Source organism: Rathayibacter sp. AY1B5 (genome assembly GCF_002932795.1).
Taxonomy (GTDB): domain Bacteria; phylum Actinomycetota; class Actinomycetes; order Actinomycetales; family Microbacteriaceae; genus Rathayibacter.
The window spans coordinates 90051-106912 of sequence record NZ_PSWM01000005.1; the positions used below are offsets into that span (position 1 = coordinate 90051).

Below are 16862 nucleotides of genomic sequence, written 5' to 3' on the forward strand. Positions count from 1 at the left end.
CGGGGTGCGGTGCCGTGCTGGTCGAGCAGCGCCGTCAGGGGCGGGTCGAGACCTGTGCGCGGAACGCAGGGGTCTCGATACGCCGCTGCGCGGCTGCTCGACCGGCATGGAGGGGGTCAGTCACAGGTGAGGGCGGGGTGGGTCGCGGTGACGGTCGCGGTGCGGCCGGCGTCGTCGGTGCCCGCGACGGCGACCGTCGTGGATCCGGCCGGCACGCTCGTCCGACGGATCGTCACGGCGCTCGAGGTGCTCGCTCCGCCGGCGACCGCGGTCGCCCGCTTCGCCGTCGTGCCGGTGCCGACCGTGACGTCGACGGGCAGGTCGTCCGCGTTCCTCACGACCGTGGTGACAACGACCTTGCCGGCGACGCAGCGCGCGGCCGAGGTCGCCACCGGCTGCAGCGGAACCGTCGACGCCGGGGCGCCGAGCGAGAGGCGGAAGCGCTGGCAGTCGTTGTTCAGGACGCTCCACTGCCCGATCCGCGTGCCGTTCTGCGCCGAGCAGTTCGAGAGGTCGAGCGCCTTGCCGCTGTGCGCGGCCCGCAGTTCGACGGTGCCGTCGTTGCCCGGGCGGAGGCGCCAGCTGCTGCCCGTGACGCCGCACGCGCCCTGGGTGACGGTCGCGCCATCGGCGGTGGAGCCTCCGGTGACCGCGAGGCACTTGGCGGCGGCCGAGACGGGGTGCATCTCGAGCGCTCCGTCGGCGGCGGAGCCGAAGGTGACGCGCTGGCAGGGCGAGCCGAGCCAGTCCTGCTGCTGGAGCAGGGCGCCGTCGGCCGTGGAGCAGTTCGGCAGGTCGAAGGACTTGCCGGTCACGAAGGACGTGACGGCGACGGGCCCGGCGGGACGCAGCACCCACTCCTGAGCCGCGGCGGAGGTGGCGGCCGCCTGGCGGACGGTCGAGCCGGACGCCTCCAGCAGCTTGCCGCTGGTGCGGTTCGTCAGGGTCGAGTAGCCGCCGGTGGCCGGGGCGACCGTCCACTGCTGGCAGCTCGTGGTGAGCCACGCGGACTGCTGGAGACCGGCGGTGCCGGTGGCGCAGCCGACCGGTCCGAGCGCCTTGCCGCTCGACGCGTTCATCACGCGGAGGGTGCCCTCGCCGGTCGCGTCGAGCATCCAGTTCGCGCGCGGAGTCGAGCAGGAGCCCTGCACGACGCCCGCGCCGTCGCCGCTCTGCGCGGAGGAGACGGTGGCGCAGAGGCCGGTGCTGCGGCTGACGAGCTGCCACGGGGCGCCCTCGACGCGAGCGGTGATCGGGGCGTTCTCGCCGCTGGGGACGGGGATGCGGGCCGCGGTGCCGAGCGGAGCGCCGAAGTCGGGCTCGCCGGTCGCGGTCCACTCGACGAGGTGCGCGCGGGCCGAGCGCTGACGGCCGCAGCCGTCGTTCGGGCCGGGGTTCGCGTGGTACAGGTTCCAGGTCTCGGTGCCGTCGGGCGAGTCGAAGAAGTCGTTGTGGCCGGTGCCGTACTCGCCGTTCGCCTTCGAGAAGACGGGTCCGTCGCTCTTGGTCCAGGAGGAGGCGAGCACCGGGTCGCCGGTGCCGTCGTACTCGAGGGTGCCCAGCTGGTAGTCCTCGGTGCCGCAGAAGCTCGCCGAGTAGACGATCCAGGTGCGGCCGTCCTTCTGCAGCGGGATCGGGCCCTCGTTGACGGGCATGCCGATGGTCTCCCACGGCTCGACCGGCTCCGAGAGGACGTTGCCGGTGCTGGTCGCGGTCCACGGGTCCGACATCCGGGCGATGTAGTTGCTCTGGAGGCCGTTCCCGGGCTGGAACTCCGACCAGGTCATGAAGAGCTCGCCGTTCAGCTCCAGGTACGCGCCGTCGATGTTCCACCGGTCGGTCGGCACCGGGCGCCCCTTGTAGGTGTACGGGCCCATCGGGTCGTCCCCGGCGCTCTCGATCACCTGCAGGTGCTGGCCGTCGAAGTTCCCCGCGGTCCCCATCGTGTACATGAGGTACCAGCGCCAGCCGTTCGGACCCTGGAGCCGCTGCAGCTCGGGCGCCCACATGTTGGCGTTCCGGCCGGGGTTCGTGTCGGTGTACACGGTGGTCGGGGCAGTGGTGCCGAGCGCCGCGAGAGTGGGCGCCTTCCGCATCACGACGCGGTTGTCCCAGGTCGTCGCGACCATGTAGTAGTTGCCGTCGTGGAACTCGATCGTCGGGTCGGCGGTGTCCGGCGCGATCGGGTTCGTGAAGGTCGGCTCGCCGAGGGCGACGGCCGGCGAGGCAGTGGTGAAGGGCAGGGCCACGACCGCGGCGAGCAGGATCAGCAGTCCGGCCGTGAGCCGGCGCCGGAGCCTCGCGGGTCGGGGGCGCTCTACGGCGGCGAGCGTCGGTGCGGTCGTCATCGTGACTCCATCGTCAGGGGGCGGCGTGGGGCCCGGAGGCGCACCGTGAGCGGCGCGCCCCCGGGGGCGAAGGGGCTCCGGAGAGGCGCCGGAGGACGCCACGGAGAGAAGCCCGGTGGACCTCGGAGAAGGACTGGCCGTGCCTCGCAGGATCCGGCGCGACCTCCACTTCGAGATCTCCGACGCCGCCCGCTACACGATTTGTTCACGGTAACAGGGCGTTTGTGCAAACTCAACGGTCCCCGTGAGCGGGGGTGACATCGCCTCACGCCGCCCGCGGACCCCCGGTCGCGTTCACAACTCAGGAACGATTCGCGGCGCCCCGCGGAACGGCGCGGGCTGGGAGAGCCGGATCGGACGTTCTTCCTCCTTCATGAACAGCACCGCCGCCCCGAGCCGCCGCCCCGCACCCCCGCCGCCGGTGTCAAGAGGGGAGAGACGAACCGCACCGCTCGCCTAAGGTGCCGGGATGCCCCGCACCCGGACGCCCCGCGCCGCCCTCGCCTGGCGGGAGGCGGTCACCGGCTCGCGCCTGATGCTCGCGCTCAAGACGGCGCTGGCGGTCGGCATCGCCTGGGCCGTCGCGCCGCTCGCTCCCGGAGTCGCGGAGCAGTACCCGTACTACGCGCCGCTCGGCGCCCTCGTCAGCATGTACCCGACGCTGATGGGCTCGGTCCGCACCGGGCTGCAGACCCTGCTCGGACTCGCGGCCGGCATCGGCCTCGCGGCTCTCGTGATCGTCACCGTCGGCCCGACCTGGTGGACGATCCCACTCGTGGTCGGGATCGGCGTGGTCCTCTCGGGGACGGGCTGGTTCGGCGCGGGCCGCGAGTACGTGCCGATGGCGGCGCTGTTCGTCCTGATCATCGGCGGGGCCGACGCCGAGGACTACTCCCTCGGCTACCTCGTGCAGATGGCCGTGGGCGTGGTGGTGGGGCTGCTGGTGAACGTGGTCGTCGCCCCCGGGCTCACCGTCGAGGCGGCGTCCGCCCGGATCGACGCGTTCCAGCGCGAGCTCGCGGAGCACCTGCGCCAGCTGGCCGCCGCGCTCGAGGAGACGTGGCCGCCCGAGCACGAGGCGTGGGCGCGCAACGGCGAGGAGCTGGCCCGGACGGCGGAGGAGGTCCGCGCGGCCCTCGCGGAGGCGGACGAGAGCCGCAAGGGCAACCCGCGCGCGCTGCTGCACCGCCGCGACTCCCGGCCCGACCACCTCCGCCTCGAGACGCTCGACGCGATCCTCTTCCACGTCCGCGACCTCAGCGGCGCCCTCGCGGACACCATCTGGGAGCGGCCCGGCGCGCTCCCGTTCGATCCGGCGCTCGGCCCGCCGCTGAGCGAGGCCTGCCGGGCGGTCGCCGACGCGATCGACCGCGACGACGCCGGCTCCCCCGCCGCGCACCGGGCGATCGGAGGCGCGGCCCGCGCGATCCGGCACCTCGTGCAGGTCGTCGACGAGCGGACGGCCGCGACCTCCCGGACCCTCGGGCCCGGCGTCCTCGCGGCGATGCACCTCCGCCGCGTCCTGGTGCGCCTCCAGCACGACGGCGCGGAGCCGCAGGAGGGGTGAGCTCCAGCGCCGTTCCGCCCATACTGGTATGATCAGTACGGGCATCAGGAGGACGGGCAGGGCGTGGAGCGGACGGTGACGACGGTGGAGCGGACGGTGACGACGACGGGCTCCCGTGACCGCACGCCGGAGCGGGGGGTCCCGGGAGCCCGTCAGGCCTTCGCGCCGGTGCTACGCGCAGACGAAGAAGGCGACCTCCACGTAGCCCATCGTCGCGGAACGCGTGTCGACCTGGGAGCTCTCGACGGTCACGCCGGACGCGGCGAAGCTGCTGCCGCCGCCGCCGTTCGCAGAGTTGGCCGCGTAGGAACCGCCACCGCGCAGCCACAGGGAGGTGCCGCCGCCGGCACCGCCGAAGTAGCCGCCGCCACCGCCACCGGACCCGTAGCTCCTCTGCTGGCTCGAGGGCGTCCTCGGGGCGCCGGCGCCGCCGTCGCGCCCGGAGCCCGGGCTGCCGAGAACCGTCTCGGTCACGTTCACCGTCGTCACACCGGGCTGCCCCGGCCCGGTCTGCGTTCCGCCCGTGCTCACGGCCTGTCCGGTGGAGCCGGTGCGGCTGTCGGTGCGCGAGGCCCCGCCGTCGAAGCCGGAGCCGCCGACCGGGCCTCCGGACGCCGCGTTCGGTCCGGCGGGGAACGATCGCGTGAAGTCGTTCGAGCTGATGACTACCGCCTGGCCACCGCCGCCGCCCGCGATGACGAGCAGGGAGCCCGCGGCGGTGATCCCGCTGGCCCCGCCCCCTCCTCCGGTGAGAAAGTAGCCCGGTGTCCCCGGAGCCCCGCCGTTGCCGAGTCCGCGACCCCCGGCCTGGGTGCTGCCGGCCGATCCGGCGGTGAGGACGATCTCGGACGCTCCGCCGAGCGCGTCGACGGGGATGGTGCCCGTGACCCGCGCGCCGCTGAGGGTGGCCCCCGAGGGTTCTCGGTTTCCGCCGCCGTCGCCGCCGACCACCGTGAAGCGGACCCACTGGGTGCCCGCGGGAACGGCGATCGTGCGGGCCGCGAGCGCGGTGGTCGAGGTGGCGTCGATGCGCTGCGCGTCCTGCAGGGCGCACTGGGGAGTGGTGGAGGCCGCGGCCATCGGGGCAGCGATCGAGGCTGCCACCACGGGCACCGCCCATGCCGCGCCCCTCACCACCGTTCGTCGCTCGGTGAGGCGGGGGGATCCGCCGGTCGGGGTGCTGGTGTCTTCGGTCTGCATCGGAGTCCTTCTGTCGTCGTGCACCCCTGGGTGTCGGGGGCAGAGTCGGGTGAGAGGCGCGGGAGGATGCCCGCGCTGCTCCGACAGAGTCGCCTTGCCCGCGAGAACCCGGGCATTCCGAGGCCGCTCTGGCGCGAACGTCGCCCGGACACGGCGCGTCGCGCCGCCAGGGCCTCACCTTCTGGAGGTTCTCCCGCAGCACCGAGCAGCGGCACCAGGACGTCGCGGACCCCGCATCAGCGGACGACGACGCCCGCTGGAGGCGTCCGCCGACCTCAGCCCGGGTCGGCCGGCAGCGTCCCGAGCGTCTTCGCGTAGCAGCGCGAGTTCGGCTCGTCGCCCCAGTAGCCGTAGCCCGCGATCGGGTCGTAGCCGGCGCTCGCGTAGAGGGCCATCGCCTCCGGCTGCTCCGTGCCGGTCACCAGGCGGAGCAGCTCCACGCCCTCGCGCGCCGCCAGCCGCTCGACGCCGGCGAGCAGCACCCGGCTGAGCCCGCGGCCCCGTGCAGCGCTCACCACGAACATCCGCTTGATCTCGCCGATGCCGTCCTCGACCGCGAGCGCCACGCAGCCGACGAGCCCGCCGTCGATCTCGAGCAGCAGGGTCGGGGCGTCCGCCGGAGGACGCGGACCGGTGTCGTCGCCGCCGTAGCGGGCGAGGAGGTCGGCCTCCTGCAGGGCGAAGAGAGCCGTGGCGGCCGGGTCTCCGGCCGTGGTCTCGATCAGGCGGTGCACGGCACGATGCTACGGCGCGGCGGCGAGCCCCGCGCCGATCCCGGTCAGCTGCTCCAGCACGACCCGCACGGCCGAGCGCTCCAGCGTCTCGGGCCGGGCGAGGCAGTCGATGTGGCGGCCGAGCCCCGGGATCCCGAGCGGCCGGAGGACCACCTCCGGCGTGCGCCGCAGGTCGGTCGTGTACCGCGGCAGCAGCGCGACGCCGTCGCTCGCCGCGACCACCGCGGCCGCGACCAGGAAGTCGTTGATCCGGTGCGGGATGCGCGCGTCGCCGCCCGCGAGGACCGCGATGGCGTCGATGGCCCGCTCCAGGGGGAAGCCCTCGTGCACCGCCACCCACTCCTCGTCGCGGAGATCGGCGGGGCGGACGACGTCCGCCGCGGCGAGCGGATGGTCGCGGCGGAGAGCGAGATCGAGCGGCTCGAAGAGGAGGGGCGTCGACCGCACGGTCCCGGGCCACTCGGCGCTGCCGGCGAGCCGGTGCGCGATCACCAGGTCGTGGTCCGCGGTCAGCCCGGCGAAGGCGCTCTGCGCCACGTCGAAGTCGGCGAGCGCGACGCCCGGCCGGCCCGGTGCTCGCAGCGCCTCCAGCAGCGGGCCGAACATCGCCAGCCCCGCGCTGTGGAAGGCGGCGACCGAGACCGTCCCGCTCGGCTCCCCCTCGAAGTCCGCGACCGCGCGGGCCGCCCGCTCGAGCGCCACCTCGACCTCGACCACCGCCGCGGCGAGAGCGCGACCGGCGGGGGTCAGCGCGGTCCGGCGCCCGTCGCGGAAGGTCAGCGCCGCCGGCGTGCGGCGCTGCAGCGCGCTGATCTGCTGCGAGACGGAGGAGGGCGACACTCTCATCGCGGCGGCCACGGCGGCGATGCTCCCGCGCTCTCCGAGCTCCCGAAGCGCTCTGAGCTGTCCCAGTTCCATGAGTTCCAACTTACGCGTCGGCGAAGAAGACGCCGTCTTGTCCTGCGGGTCTCCCTGCCGCCACCATGAGCCGTGCGCGCTCTCCTCTCCCGCTTCCGGGTCGACCTCCTCCTGCTCGTGGTCGCCGCCTCCTGGGGCTCGACGTACTTCGCGGCGAAAGAGCTCGTCACCGACTCGAGCGTGATGGCGCTGCTCGGCTCCCGGATGACCCTCGCCGCTCTCTGCCTGGCCGTGATCGTCGCGGCACGGCGGCACCGGATCACCGCGGCGGAGTGGCGGGTCGGCGTCACCATCGGCGCCCTGCTCGCGACGATCTTCGCGCTCGAGACCTACGGCATCGCCGGCACCTCCGCCACCAACGCGGGCCTCATCATCAGCCTGACGATCGTGATCACGCCGATCCTCGACTCCGCCGTCTCGAAGCGCCGGCTCCCGGGCCGCTTCCTGCTCGCGTGCCTCGTCGCGGTCGTCGGAGTCGCGCTGCTCGCGGGCAACGGCGCCCTCCGCCCGCTCTCCCCCGGCGATCTGCTGATCCTCGGCGCCGCCGTCGTGCGGGCCGTGCACGTCACGTCGATGCACCGCCTCTCGGCCCGGGCGCCGATGGACTCCCTCCGCCTGACCACGGTGCAGCTCGGCACCTGCGCCGTCGTGTTCAGCGCCGCGTCGCTCGTCGTCGGCGTGCCGATGCCCGAGTACGTCGCGGGGCTCGACCCCGTGGGCGCCGGGCTGTTCCTCTACCTCGTCCTGGTCTGCACCGTGTTCGGCTTCCTCGTGCAGACCTGGGCGGTCCGCCGCACCTCCCCCTCCCGGGTCAGCCTGCTGCTGGGCACCGAGCCCGTGTGGGCGGCGGTCGTCGGAGTCGCGCTCGCCCGCGACCCGATCGCGCCGATCGGCTTCCTCGGCATCGCGCTGATCCTGGCGGGCACGGCCTGGGGCCGCTCGATCGAGCAGCGGACGTCGGCCGCGGCGGCCTCCGAGGTGCCGGTCGCCGCCGCCCCGGAAGCGCTCCTCGTGCGGGCGCCGGAGGACAGGCAGGCGCTCCTCGGGCGGACGCCGGAGGACGGGCGGCCCCGTCCCGTCGAGCGGTAGCCGGGTCAAGGGACTCGCGCGCGGCGCCCCGATGTGCGGGAATCGGGTCGGGAGGCGTCCGCCGCGGGCGCCGCCGGAGGAGGATCCATGTCGCTCAGCGTGCTGTTCATCGGCGGGACGGGCATCATCAGCGCCGCCTGCGTCCGCGAGGCGCTGCGGCTCGGCCACGACGTGACCGTGCTGAACCGGGGGCGGACGTCGCTCCGCCCGCTGCCCGAGGGCGTCCGCGAGGTGCAGGCCGACGGCCGCGACCGCGACTCCGTCACCACCGCGCTCGGCGACCGGAGCTTCGACGCGGTGATCGACTTCGTCGCCTTCACCCCCGACCATGTCCAGCAGGACGTCGACCTGTTCGCCGGCCGCACCGGCCAGTACGTCTTCATCAGCTCGGCCTCGGCCTACCAGAAGCCGCCGCGGAGCCTGCCCGTCACCGAGTCGACGCCGCTGCGGAATCCCTTCTGGGGCTACTCGCAGGACAAGATCGCCTGCGAGGACCGCCTCGTCGCCGAGTACCGCCGCAGCGGCTTCCCGGTCACGATCGTCCGCCCCTCGCACACCTACGACCGCACCGCGCTGCCCGTCGACGGAGGCTGGACCGTCGTCGACCGGATGCGCCGCGGCCAGGAGGTGGTCGTCCTCGGCGACGGCACCTCGCTCTGGACGCTCACGCACGCCGACGACGTCGCCGTCGGCCTGGTCGGGCTCCTCGGCGCCTCCGCCGCGATCGGCGAGGCCTTCCACATCACCGGCGACGAGACGCCGACCTGGGACGAGATCCACCGCTGCCTCGCCGCGGCGGCCGGAGTCGAGCCGCGCCTCGTGCACGTCGCCTCCGACGCGATCGCCGCGGCCGACCCCGAGCTCGGTGCCGGGATCATCGGCGACAAGGCGCACTCGATGGTGTTCGACAACGCGAAGATCCGCCGCCTCGTCCCGGCCTACTCCCCCTCGGTGCGCTTCAGCGACGGCGCCCGCGAGATCGTGGAGTGGTACGACGCCGACGAGTCGCGCCGCGTGGTCGACGAGCGGATGAACGGCCTCTTCGACGCGCTGATCGAGCGGTACCGGCCGCGACCGCTCTAGCCGGCGGGCTCGGACGGATCGGTGGTGCCGGGCGCGGCGGGCGCCTTCGCCGGATCGGACGCGCCGGGCGACTCCGACGCAACGGGCGCCTCCGACGTGCCAGGCGCCTCCGACCCGCCGCCGGGACCGCTGCCGTCCGGTGCCGCGATCGGCTCGAGCCGCACCAGGAACCCGCCCGGCACGCCCGGCTGCAGCTCCTGGTACTCGGACGGCACGCGGGAGGAGCCCTCGCCGACCGCGGCCACGGTGAAGGCGTCGTCGGTGCGCGTCCCCGCGAGGAAGACGGTGTAGACAGCCGTGCCGTCCTCGGTCGTGCGCTTCCCGCCCGCGGCGCCGACCCACCGGTGCCCGCCCGGATCGGCGATCGCCGTCTCGCCGAGGGTCGCGTCGATCGCGGCCGGGTCGACGCCCTCGGTGCGGATCCCGTCCTGGCACTCGCGCCAGATACCCGTGAATCCGGGGTCGGGGTCGGAGTAGCAGAACATCATCGTGCCGTCGGGCGCGACGTGCAGATCGCCGTAGCCGCCGACGACCGGGCCGGAGACAGGAGCGGTCGAGGGCCCCGTGGTCGGCCCGGGATCGGGTTGCGGCGTGCACCCCGCGATCGCGAGGACGAGCACCGCCACCGCTCCCGCTCGCCACCTCATGTGCGCAACCTACTGGAGCCGCGCCCCCGCCCGTCCGCGTGCCGAGCCGGGAGTCCGCCGGGAGCCGGCGCGCCCTCAGGCCAGTCGGCGGCCGCTGAAGCGGTCGACGGGGGCGTCGTGCCGCATCGCCCGCTCGTACATCCGCCGGAACGGCGCCGTGAGAACGCCGTTCGTGCGGTCCAGCGAGTCCTGCCACGCCACGATCTCCCCCAGCTGCGCGGCGAGATCCGCGCGGAGGGCCGCCTCGTCGACGGTCGTCGAGACACCCTTCGAGACGACGACCCGGCCCGCGACGATCACGGTGTCGATCGACGAGCCGTTCTCGGAGTAGACGAGCTGGTTCTCGAGCCGCTGACGCGGAGTGAAGTTCAGCGTCTCCAGGTCGTAGACGACGAGGTCGGCCTGCTTGCCGACCTCGATGCTGCCGGTGACGTCGTCGAGCACGGCGCTGCGCGCGCCTCCGATCGTGCCGGCCGTGAGGACCTCGGACACGGTCGGCCAGGTGGCGATGTCCGGATCCGTGACCTTGTGCAGGAGCGCCGCGGCCTTCACGACGTCGAGCATGCGCGGCGAGTCGCTGCTCGAGCAGCCGTCGGTCCCGAGGCCGAGGTTCACGCCCGCGTCGTGCAGCGCGCGCCACGGGGCGATGCCCGAGCCGAGCTTGAGGTTCGAGATCGGGTTGTGGGAGACGGACGTGCCCGCGGCCGCGATCCGCTCCATGTCGGAGTCGGTGAGCCAGATCCCGTGGGCGAAGGTCGTGTTCGGGGAGAGCGCGCCGATCCGCTCCATGTACTCGACCAGGGTCGAGCCGTAGGCCAGCTCGCCGGTCACCAGCTGCGTCTTCGTCTCGAGGACGTGGATGTGGCACTCCGCCCCGTGCTCGAGCGCCAGCTCGGTCGCACCGACCAGCAGCTCGGGCCCGCAGCGCTGAGGAGCGGACGGGGCGACCATGTAGCGCAGCCGCCCGCCTCCCCTCCCGTGCTGGGTCGCGAAGGCCTCGCGGCTGAAGGCGAGGTAGCCCTCCGTCGTCGGGCGCGACGCCGACCGCGCCTGGTCGAGGATCTCCGCGGGCACGTACTCCTCGAGGAACGGCATGGTCTCGTGGAAGGGCCTGCTGATCACGTGGCCCGAGATGTTGGCACGGACGCCGATCTCGTCGTACGCGTCGAAGACGGCGGCGAGCTGCTCCGCGTCCTGGTCCGGGTTCTCGAGCACGTCGTCGACCAGGGTCGTGACCCCGGCCTTCAGCGATTCGAGGGCGAAGAGCGACGAGCGCAGCCGCACCAGATCCGGAGCGACGCGGCTGTTCCCGAGGATCGGGTACGACAGCAGCATCCACAGCTCGAGCGGCAGGTTGTCGTAGCGGCCCTTGTAGAGGTACTCCCACGAGTGGGTGTGGGCGTTGACGAAGCCGGGGACGACCAGGCGGTCGCGCCCGTCGATCACCTCGTCGCCCGGCTCGGGGACGAGGCCGGGGCCGATCGCGACGATCAGCTCGTCGACGATGCGGATGCTCGCCGTGATCGGGACGGCGCCCGAGACCGGGTCCATGGTGATCACGGCGGCGTCGGAGAGGAAGAGGGGCATGGCGGTTCCGTTCGTGGTGCGGGGTGGGACGGGGCGGGCCGGCTCGTGGACGGGGCCGGCCCGCGGAGGGGCTCGGGCTCAGCCGCGGACGGGCTCGGGCTGCGCGGCGACCGGCGCGGCCGACTCCCGGCGCTCGACCCAGGCGGGAGCGTCCCGGCCGAGCAGGAGATAGGCGATGCCGGCCGAGACTCCGCCCGCGAGCCACGAGACGTCGACGCCGCCGAGGGCGGTCGCGGCCGGACCCTGCAGGGCGGGCACCGAGCCGTTCATGAACAGCCAGGTCAGGGTCGCGCCGATCGCGAAGGAGAGCAGCGCCCGCCAGCGGACGTCCGGCAGCAGAGGCGAGCCGACCGGCGCGAACAGGTGCCCGAAGGAGCGGACGCGCGGCTCGAACACCGTGTAGTGCACCAGCACGATCGCGCCCCACGGGGCGACCCAGCCGACGAGGCCGACCAGCCACGCGTCGAGCGTGGTGGCGAGGTCGTCCTGGAAGACGAAGAACACCGCGGCCGCGAAGGCCAGCACGCCGACGATGAGGCTGAGCGCACGGCGCCCGAGCCGGATGTCGAGGGCCTGGGTCGCCATGCCGAACGAGTAGATGTTCAGGACGTTGGTCGCGATCGGACCGTGCACCACCAGGAGCAGCACGGGGATCGCGAGGGCGCCGAAGTTCTCGACGATCAGCTCCCCGGGGTCCACGGAGCCGTTCTTCGTCGCGAGGGTCGCGCCGAGGACGCCGAGCCAGACCACCGGGATGAACTGGCCGAGGACGCTGGCGAGGTAGAGCCTGCGCTTCGAGGAGCGGGGCCCGACGAAGCGGGAGTAGTCGCCGGCGTAGGCGAGCCAGGTGAGGCCCCAGCCGATGCCGATGGCGGTCATCACGATGGACATGGCCGCGATGCGGTCGCCTCCGGTGAGCGCGCCCTCCGCGGGGCCGGCGTAGGACCAGTCGATGTCGAGGAAGAACCAGGCGACGACCGACATGATCGCCAGCACCAGGAGGGTCGGCGGGACGGTCCAGCGCTCGAAGGCGGCGATCGCGCGATAGCCGAGGAAGGAGATCGCGACCTGCACCGCCATGATCACCGCCGCCACCGCGATCTTCCAGCCGACGTTCGCCTGCTCCGGATCGACGACGCCGACGGAGCCGAGGAGCGCGGTGACCAGGTCGAGGACGATCCAGGTGTTGATGGCGCACCAGCCGATCACGACCACGGCCTGGATCGCGGCCGGGACGTAGTTGCCGCGCCGGCCGAAGACCGCCCGTCCCACGAGCATCCCGGTCGCCCCCGTCCGCTGGCCGAGGAGGACGAAGAAGCCGAACACCGCCATCCCGACGACGTTGCCGAGCACGAGGACCGTGACGGTGTCTGCCAGGCCGAGGCCCATGTTCACGCCGAGGGCGCCGAGCACCCAGTTGATGGGGGCGATGTTGGCGCCGGCCCAGATCCAGAACTGCCCGTCGAGCCGGGCGGTGCGTCGGGAGTCGGGCAGGGGACTCAGCGCGTCCTCGGCGTCGGCGGTGCCGTGCAGGGTGTCGGTGCTCATGGCGGATCCTCTCGGGGAGGGGGATGAAGGGGAGGGCGGGGCGCCCGGTGAGGCTCCACTCTCGTGCGGACCCGTTTCGGGCGGCGCGTCCGCGTGTAAATTCGCCGTGACGTGAGAGGACGTTCTGTATGGCCTACCTGCTGTCGGACGCGATGCGGGATCCGCGCCTCGCCGCCATGCTCCCGGTGGTGGCCGCGGGGCACGCGGCCGCCGAGCGCGCCGTGATCCGCTGGGCGCACACGAGCGAGCAGCTCGACATCGCGCCCCTCCTCCTCGGGGGCGAGCTGCTCCTGATGGAGGGCGCGCTCCTCTCGACCGACCAGGACCCGGCGGAGTGCCGCGAGTACGTGCGGTCGCTGGTCGACGCGGGAGTCGGCGCCCTCGCTCTCGAGCTCTCGCCGCGCCTGCCCGCGGTGCCGCCGCCGATCGTCGCGGCGGCCGACGAGCTCGGCCTGCCCGTGCTCGCCCTGCCCCGGCGCGTCCCCTTCGTGCAGGTCTGCGAGAGCATCAACACCCACCTCACCGAGCAGAAGTTCCGGAGCATCCGGCTGGCAGACAGAGTGTCCGGCCTGCTGGCCGACGCCGCCTCCGGGGACGCCGGCGTCGACGAGCTCCTGCAGGTCGTGGCCACCGCGACGGGCGCCTCCGCCTCGCTCGTCTCGCTCACGGGCGAGGAGATCGCCCGCGCCTCGCCCGGGCCGGAGGCCGACACGGAGCCGACGGCCGGGACCTTCTCGAACGTGCTGCACGCGGGCGAGTCCCTCCTGGGGACCCTGCACCTGCGGGCCCACGCCGACACCGACCTCCACGCCGTCGCCGTCGCGCTCGACCGGGCGCCGGACGTCCTCGCGATCGCCGTGCTCCGGCACCGTCCGCCGTCGGTCACCGAGCGGCTGACCGCTCAGCTCTTCGCGATCGCCACCGCCGATCGGTCGCGCGCGGACCCGGCGGCCGACCTCCAGATCGACGCCTTCCTCGGCCGCCTCGGCGCCGGATCGCGGGAGCGCTACCTCGGCGTCCGGGCCGACACCGGTCACGACGACCGGCGGCTCCGCGCTCTCCTCCGCCTCCTGACGGGCGCGGGAGCGGATCCCGGCCCGGTGCTCTGCGTGGTCGGCTCCGAGTTGCTGGCGCTGCTGCCGTTCGCCACCGCCGCCGCGATGGAGGCCGGCCGCGCGGAGCTCCTGCGCCTGGGCGCGGCGCTCGACTCGGACGCGCTGCTTTGCGTCGGCAGCGGGCTCGGCGGGCAGGAGCGGGTGCCTCGGGAGCTGGCGGAGGTGCGCGGCGCGCGCGAATGGGCGCCCGCGGGCGGAGTCGTCGACTCGCGCCAGTACCGGCTGGAGCGGTTCGCGAGCTCCCTGCAGGACGATCCGGAGGCGGACGACCTCGTCGAGGAGGTGCTCGGGCCCCTGCGCGCCCAGCGCGGCGAGCTGCTCACCACTCTCGAGGCCTACGCGTCGCTGTGGGGGAGCAAGACGGCGACGGCGGCCGCGCTCGGCATCGGCCGGCAGACCCTCTACGACCGCCTCGCGCGGATCGAGGAGCTGATCGGCCCGCTCGACTCGTCGCCGGCCCGCGCCCGGGTCGTCATGACCGCCGTCTTCCTGCACCGGGCGCGAGCGGCGCTCCCGGCGAGCCCTCCTCCGGTCGGGCGGGCGTTCCCGCCTCCCGCCGAACGCTGACGCGACCGGACCGCGTCGGGTCGGGTCAGGCGGGCAGCAGCTCCGCGACGAGCGCCTGCACGCGGGCCCTGATGTCGTCGCGGATCGAGCGGACCTCCTCGAGGGGTCGGCCCTTCGGGTCGGCGAGGTCCCAGTCCTCGTAGCGCTTGCCGGGGAAGACGGGGCAGACGTCGCCGCAGCCCATCGTGATCACGACGTCGGAGGCCTGGACCTGCTCGGTGGTCATCAGCTGCGGGACGGCCTGCGAGATGTCGATGCCCTCCTCCGCCATCGCCTCGATCGCGATCGGATTGATGCTGTCGCCGGGCTCGGAGCCGCCGGAGCGGACCTCGACGGCGCCGCCGGAGAGCGCGCGGAGGTAGCCGGCGGCCATCTGCGAGCGGCCGGCGTTGTGGATGCAGACGAAGAGGACGGTGGGGGCGGCCATCGGGGCTCCTGGTGTCGAGGGGGCGGTGCTCGGAGGAGCACGGGGCGAGGGTAGCGGACCCGGGCGAACGGCCCGCGGGCCCGCGGAGCCGGAGGAGACTCCGACGAACGGGTCGGGAATATACCCCCCGGGGGTATGTTGCACTCCCCTGGACCGAACCGGAGGAGACACCATGACCGACCACGCCCACCACCAGCCGACCACCTGGCGCACCGCCGCCCTCGCGACCCTGCACTGCCTGACCGGCTGCGCGATCGGCGAGGTGCTCGGCATGGTGATCGGCTCCGCCCTGGGGCTGCCCGCCCTGGCGACGGTCGCCCTCTCGATCGTCCTCGCATTCGTGTTCGGCTACGCGCTCACGCTGCGGGGCGTGCTCCGCTCCGGAGTGACGTGGCGCGCCGCCGTCGGCATCGCGCTGGCGGCCGACACCGTCTCGATCGCCGTGATGGAGGTCGTCGACAACACGGTGGTGCTCGCGATCCCCGGAGCGATGGACGCGGGCCTCTCGTCCGGCCTCTTCTGGGGCTCGCTCGCCGGCGCCCTCGCCCTGGCCTTCGTCGTCACGACCCCGGTGAACCGCCTGCTCATCGCCCGCGGCCGAGGCCACGCGGTCGTCCACAGCATGCACGGCTGAGCCGCGCGGGTCTCGGTACGCCGCCTGCGGCGGCTGCTCGACCAGCAGGAGGCGCACGCCGATCGAGCAGCGGGCGTCTCGAGATCCCGCGGCCGTCAGCCCTGCAGGCGGCGGTAGTGGCGGTTGCGGACCGAGAGGATCGCGCCTCCGATGACCGCCGCGAGGAACGACCCGGCCAGGACGCCGACCTTCACGTGGTCGTCGGACTCGCTGCCCGCGCCGAAGGACAGCTCGCCGACGAGCAGCGACACCGTGAATCCGATGCCGGCCACGAACGCCATGCCGATGACGTCCACCCAGCGCAGCGACGGATCCAGGCCGATGCCGCGGAACCGGGTCAGGAGGAAGGTGCTCCCGGCGATGCCGAGCGGCTTGCCGAGCACGAGGCCCGCGATGATGCCCACGGCGATCGAGTCCTGGAACGAGTCGACCAGGCCCGCGACTCCGCCGACCGTCACTCCGGCCGAGAAGAACGCGAAGACCGGCACCGCGACCGCGGTCGAGAGGACGCTCCAGCGGTCGGCGAAGTGCGCGGCGAGGCCGTCGTAGACGGGGCGCCCCTCCGCATCCGACCCCACCTGCACCCGGGCGCGCCTCGACGCGACGACCGGCACGGTGAAACCGAGCAGCACGCCCGCGACGGTGGCATGGATGCCCGAGGCGTGCACGAGCGCCCAGGTCGCCACTCCGAGCGGGATCAGCACCCACCAGGCGCGCACGCCGCGCTGCACGCAGACCGCGAAGACCGTCAGCGGCACGAGGGCGAGAAGGAGCATCAGCACGTCGATGCCGGCGGTGTAGAACACGGCGATGATCGTGATCGCGATGAGGTCGTCCACCACGGCGAGCGTGAGGAGGAACGTCCGCAGCGCCGGCGGGAGGAAGCGGCCGACCACGGCGATCACCGCGACCGCGAAGGCGATGTCGGTGGCGGCGGGGATCGCCCAGCCGTCCAACGCGGCTCCTCCGCGGGGCAGGTTCACCGCGGTGAAGATCAGGGCGGGGACGGCCACGCCGCCGACGGCTGCGACGATCGGCACCAGCGCGGTCTTCGGGTCGCGGAGCTTGCCGGCGACGAACTCCTCCTTGAGCTCCAGTCCGACGACGAAGAAGAAGATCGCGAGCAGGCCGTCGGCCGCCCACGACCCGACGCTCAGCTCGAGGTGCAGAGCCTCGGGGCCGAAGCGGAAGTCGCGGACCGCGCTGTAGAGCGCGGACGCGGGGCTGTTGGCGACGATCAGGGCCAGGAGGGTCGCGGTGAGCAGGAACGCTCCGCCGACCGTGTCCTTCTGGAGGGTCTGGCGGAGACCCCGCCAGATCGAGTGGGGGGCCTGATCGGCGGGCAGGGGCTGGTGCGGCATGAGGGGTTCCGTCCGGAGGAGTGGGTGAGCGCGGGGA

14 protein-coding genes are annotated in these 16862 nt (G+C 73.7%); 5 read left to right on the plus strand and 9 right to left on the minus strand.

Going from position 1 to position 16862, the window contains the following annotated elements; all coding sequences use genetic code 11:
- Positions 1-116 precede the first annotated feature (116 nt).
- Positions 117-2348: a family 43 glycosylhydrolase gene (locus tag C5D44_RS05230; protein ID WP_104281056.1), complete on the minus strand. Its 2232-nt coding sequence runs from the start codon at positions 2346-2348 to the stop codon at positions 117-119.
- Positions 2349-2817: 469 nt separating this feature from the next.
- Between C5D44_RS05230 and C5D44_RS05235 the strand changes: the two genes are divergently transcribed.
- Entirely contained in the window at positions 2818-3915 is a 1098-nt protein-coding gene (locus C5D44_RS05235) for an aromatic acid exporter family protein (protein WP_104281057.1), read from the plus strand.
- 171 nt (positions 3916-4086) lie between these two features.
- On the opposite strand, the gene C5D44_RS05240 is transcribed toward C5D44_RS05235, so the two are convergent.
- From C5D44_RS05240 to C5D44_RS05250, 3 genes are all read right to left on the minus strand, one after another.
- A complete protein-coding gene (locus tag C5D44_RS05240; protein ID WP_146082642.1) occupies positions 4087-5115 on the minus strand; it encodes a hypothetical protein in 1029 nt (342 codons plus the stop codon).
- Positions 5116-5390: 275 nt separating this feature from the next.
- Positions 5391-5849 carry a GNAT family N-acetyltransferase gene (locus C5D44_RS05245; protein WP_104281059.1) on the minus strand — a complete coding sequence of 153 codons (459 nt, stop codon included), beginning with the start codon at positions 5847-5849 and terminating at the stop codon, positions 5391-5393.
- A gap of 9 nt (positions 5850-5858) precedes the next feature.
- The gene (locus C5D44_RS05250; RefSeq protein WP_104275927.1) at positions 5859-6767 is read right to left on the minus strand and encodes a LysR family transcriptional regulator; all 909 of its coding nucleotides are present in this window, start codon (positions 6765-6767) and stop codon (positions 5859-5861) included.
- Positions 6768-6839: 72 nt separating this feature from the next.
- Here C5D44_RS05250 and C5D44_RS05255 point away from each other — a divergent pair, with 72 nt between their 5' ends.
- Both C5D44_RS05255 and C5D44_RS05260 read left to right on the plus strand, forming a co-directional pair.
- Positions 6840-7856, plus strand: coding sequence for a DMT family transporter (locus C5D44_RS05255; protein WP_219815326.1), 1017 nt, complete (start codon positions 6840-6842; stop codon positions 7854-7856).
- 87 nt (positions 7857-7943) lie between these two features.
- Positions 7944-8939: an SDR family oxidoreductase gene (locus C5D44_RS05260; protein ID WP_104281060.1), complete on the plus strand. Its 996-nt coding sequence runs from the start codon at positions 7944-7946 to the stop codon at positions 8937-8939.
- Here C5D44_RS05260 and C5D44_RS05265 read toward each other — a convergent pair.
- The 3 genes from C5D44_RS05265 to C5D44_RS05275 form a co-directional block, all read right to left on the minus strand.
- Entirely contained in the window at positions 8936-9586 is a 651-nt protein-coding gene (locus tag C5D44_RS05265; RefSeq protein ID WP_146087982.1) for a hypothetical protein, read from the minus strand. The two genes, C5D44_RS05260 and C5D44_RS05265, sit on opposite strands and share 4 nt — an antisense overlap.
- A 75-nt stretch (positions 9587-9661) precedes the next feature.
- The gene (locus C5D44_RS05270) at positions 9662-11173 is read right to left on the minus strand and encodes an amidohydrolase family protein (RefSeq protein WP_104275930.1); all 1512 of its coding nucleotides are present in this window, start codon (positions 11171-11173) and stop codon (positions 9662-9664) included.
- A gap of 78 nt (positions 11174-11251) precedes the next feature.
- Positions 11252-12721 carry a cytosine permease gene (locus C5D44_RS05275; protein WP_104281062.1) on the minus strand — a complete coding sequence of 490 codons (1470 nt, stop codon included), beginning with the start codon at positions 12719-12721 and terminating at the stop codon, positions 11252-11254.
- A 128-nt stretch (positions 12722-12849) separates the two neighbouring features.
- Between C5D44_RS05275 and C5D44_RS05280 the strand changes: the two genes are divergently transcribed.
- A complete protein-coding gene (locus C5D44_RS05280; RefSeq protein WP_104281063.1) occupies positions 12850-14403 on the plus strand; it encodes a PucR family transcriptional regulator in 1554 nt (517 codons plus the stop codon).
- Positions 14404-14428: 25 nt separating this feature from the next.
- On the opposite strand, the gene C5D44_RS05285 is transcribed toward C5D44_RS05280, so the two are convergent.
- Entirely contained in the window at positions 14429-14830 is a 402-nt protein-coding gene (locus tag C5D44_RS05285) for an arsenate reductase ArsC (RefSeq protein ID WP_104222419.1), read from the minus strand.
- A gap of 172 nt (positions 14831-15002) precedes the next feature.
- Between C5D44_RS05285 and C5D44_RS05290 the strand changes: the two genes are divergently transcribed.
- A complete protein-coding gene (locus tag C5D44_RS05290; RefSeq protein ID WP_104281064.1) occupies positions 15003-15464 on the plus strand; it encodes a DUF4396 domain-containing protein in 462 nt (153 codons plus the stop codon).
- A gap of 95 nt (positions 15465-15559) precedes the next feature.
- Here C5D44_RS05290 and nhaA read toward each other — a convergent pair whose 3' ends face one another.
- Positions 15560-16825 carry a Na+/H+ antiporter NhaA gene (gene nhaA / locus C5D44_RS05295; RefSeq protein ID WP_104281065.1) on the minus strand — a complete coding sequence of 422 codons (1266 nt, stop codon included), beginning with the start codon at positions 16823-16825 and terminating at the stop codon, positions 15560-15562.
- Positions 16826-16862 lie beyond the last annotated feature (37 nt).

Excerpts from the sequence above, each read along its gene's own strand:
- C5D44_RS05230 (WP_104281056.1), bottom strand. The coding sequence starts at position 2,348 with ATGACGACCGCACCGACGCTCGCCGCCGTAGAGCGCCCCCGACCCGCG.
- C5D44_RS05235 (WP_104281057.1), top strand. The coding sequence starts at position 2,818 with ATGCCCCGCACCCGGACGCCCCGCGCCGCCCTCGCCTGGCGGGAGGCG.
- C5D44_RS05240 (WP_146082642.1), bottom strand. The coding sequence starts at position 5,115 with ATGCAGACCGAAGACACCAGCACCCCGACCGGCGGATCCCCCCGCCTC.
- C5D44_RS05250 (WP_104275927.1), bottom strand. The coding sequence starts at position 6,767 with ATGGAACTGGGACAGCTCAGAGCGCTTCGGGAGCTCGGAGAGCGCGGG.
- C5D44_RS05260 (WP_104281060.1), top strand. The coding sequence starts at position 7,944 with ATGTCGCTCAGCGTGCTGTTCATCGGCGGGACGGGCATCATCAGCGCC.
- C5D44_RS05265 (WP_146087982.1), bottom strand. The coding sequence starts at position 9,586 with ATGAGGTGGCGAGCGGGAGCGGTGGCGGTGCTCGTCCTCGCGATCGCG.
- C5D44_RS05270 (WP_104275930.1), bottom strand. The coding sequence starts at position 11,173 with ATGCCCCTCTTCCTCTCCGACGCCGCCGTGATCACCATGGACCCGGTC.
- C5D44_RS05275 (WP_104281062.1), bottom strand. The coding sequence starts at position 12,721 with ATGAGCACCGACACCCTGCACGGCACCGCCGACGCCGAGGACGCGCTG.
- C5D44_RS05280 (WP_104281063.1), top strand. The coding sequence starts at position 12,850 with ATGGCCTACCTGCTGTCGGACGCGATGCGGGATCCGCGCCTCGCCGCC.
- C5D44_RS05285 (WP_104222419.1), bottom strand. The coding sequence starts at position 14,830 with ATGGCCGCCCCCACCGTCCTCTTCGTCTGCATCCACAACGCCGGCCGC.
- C5D44_RS05290 (WP_104281064.1), top strand. The coding sequence starts at position 15,003 with ATGACCGACCACGCCCACCACCAGCCGACCACCTGGCGCACCGCCGCC.
- nhaA (WP_104281065.1), bottom strand. The coding sequence starts at position 16,825 with ATGCCGCACCAGCCCCTGCCCGCCGATCAGGCCCCCCACTCGATCTGG.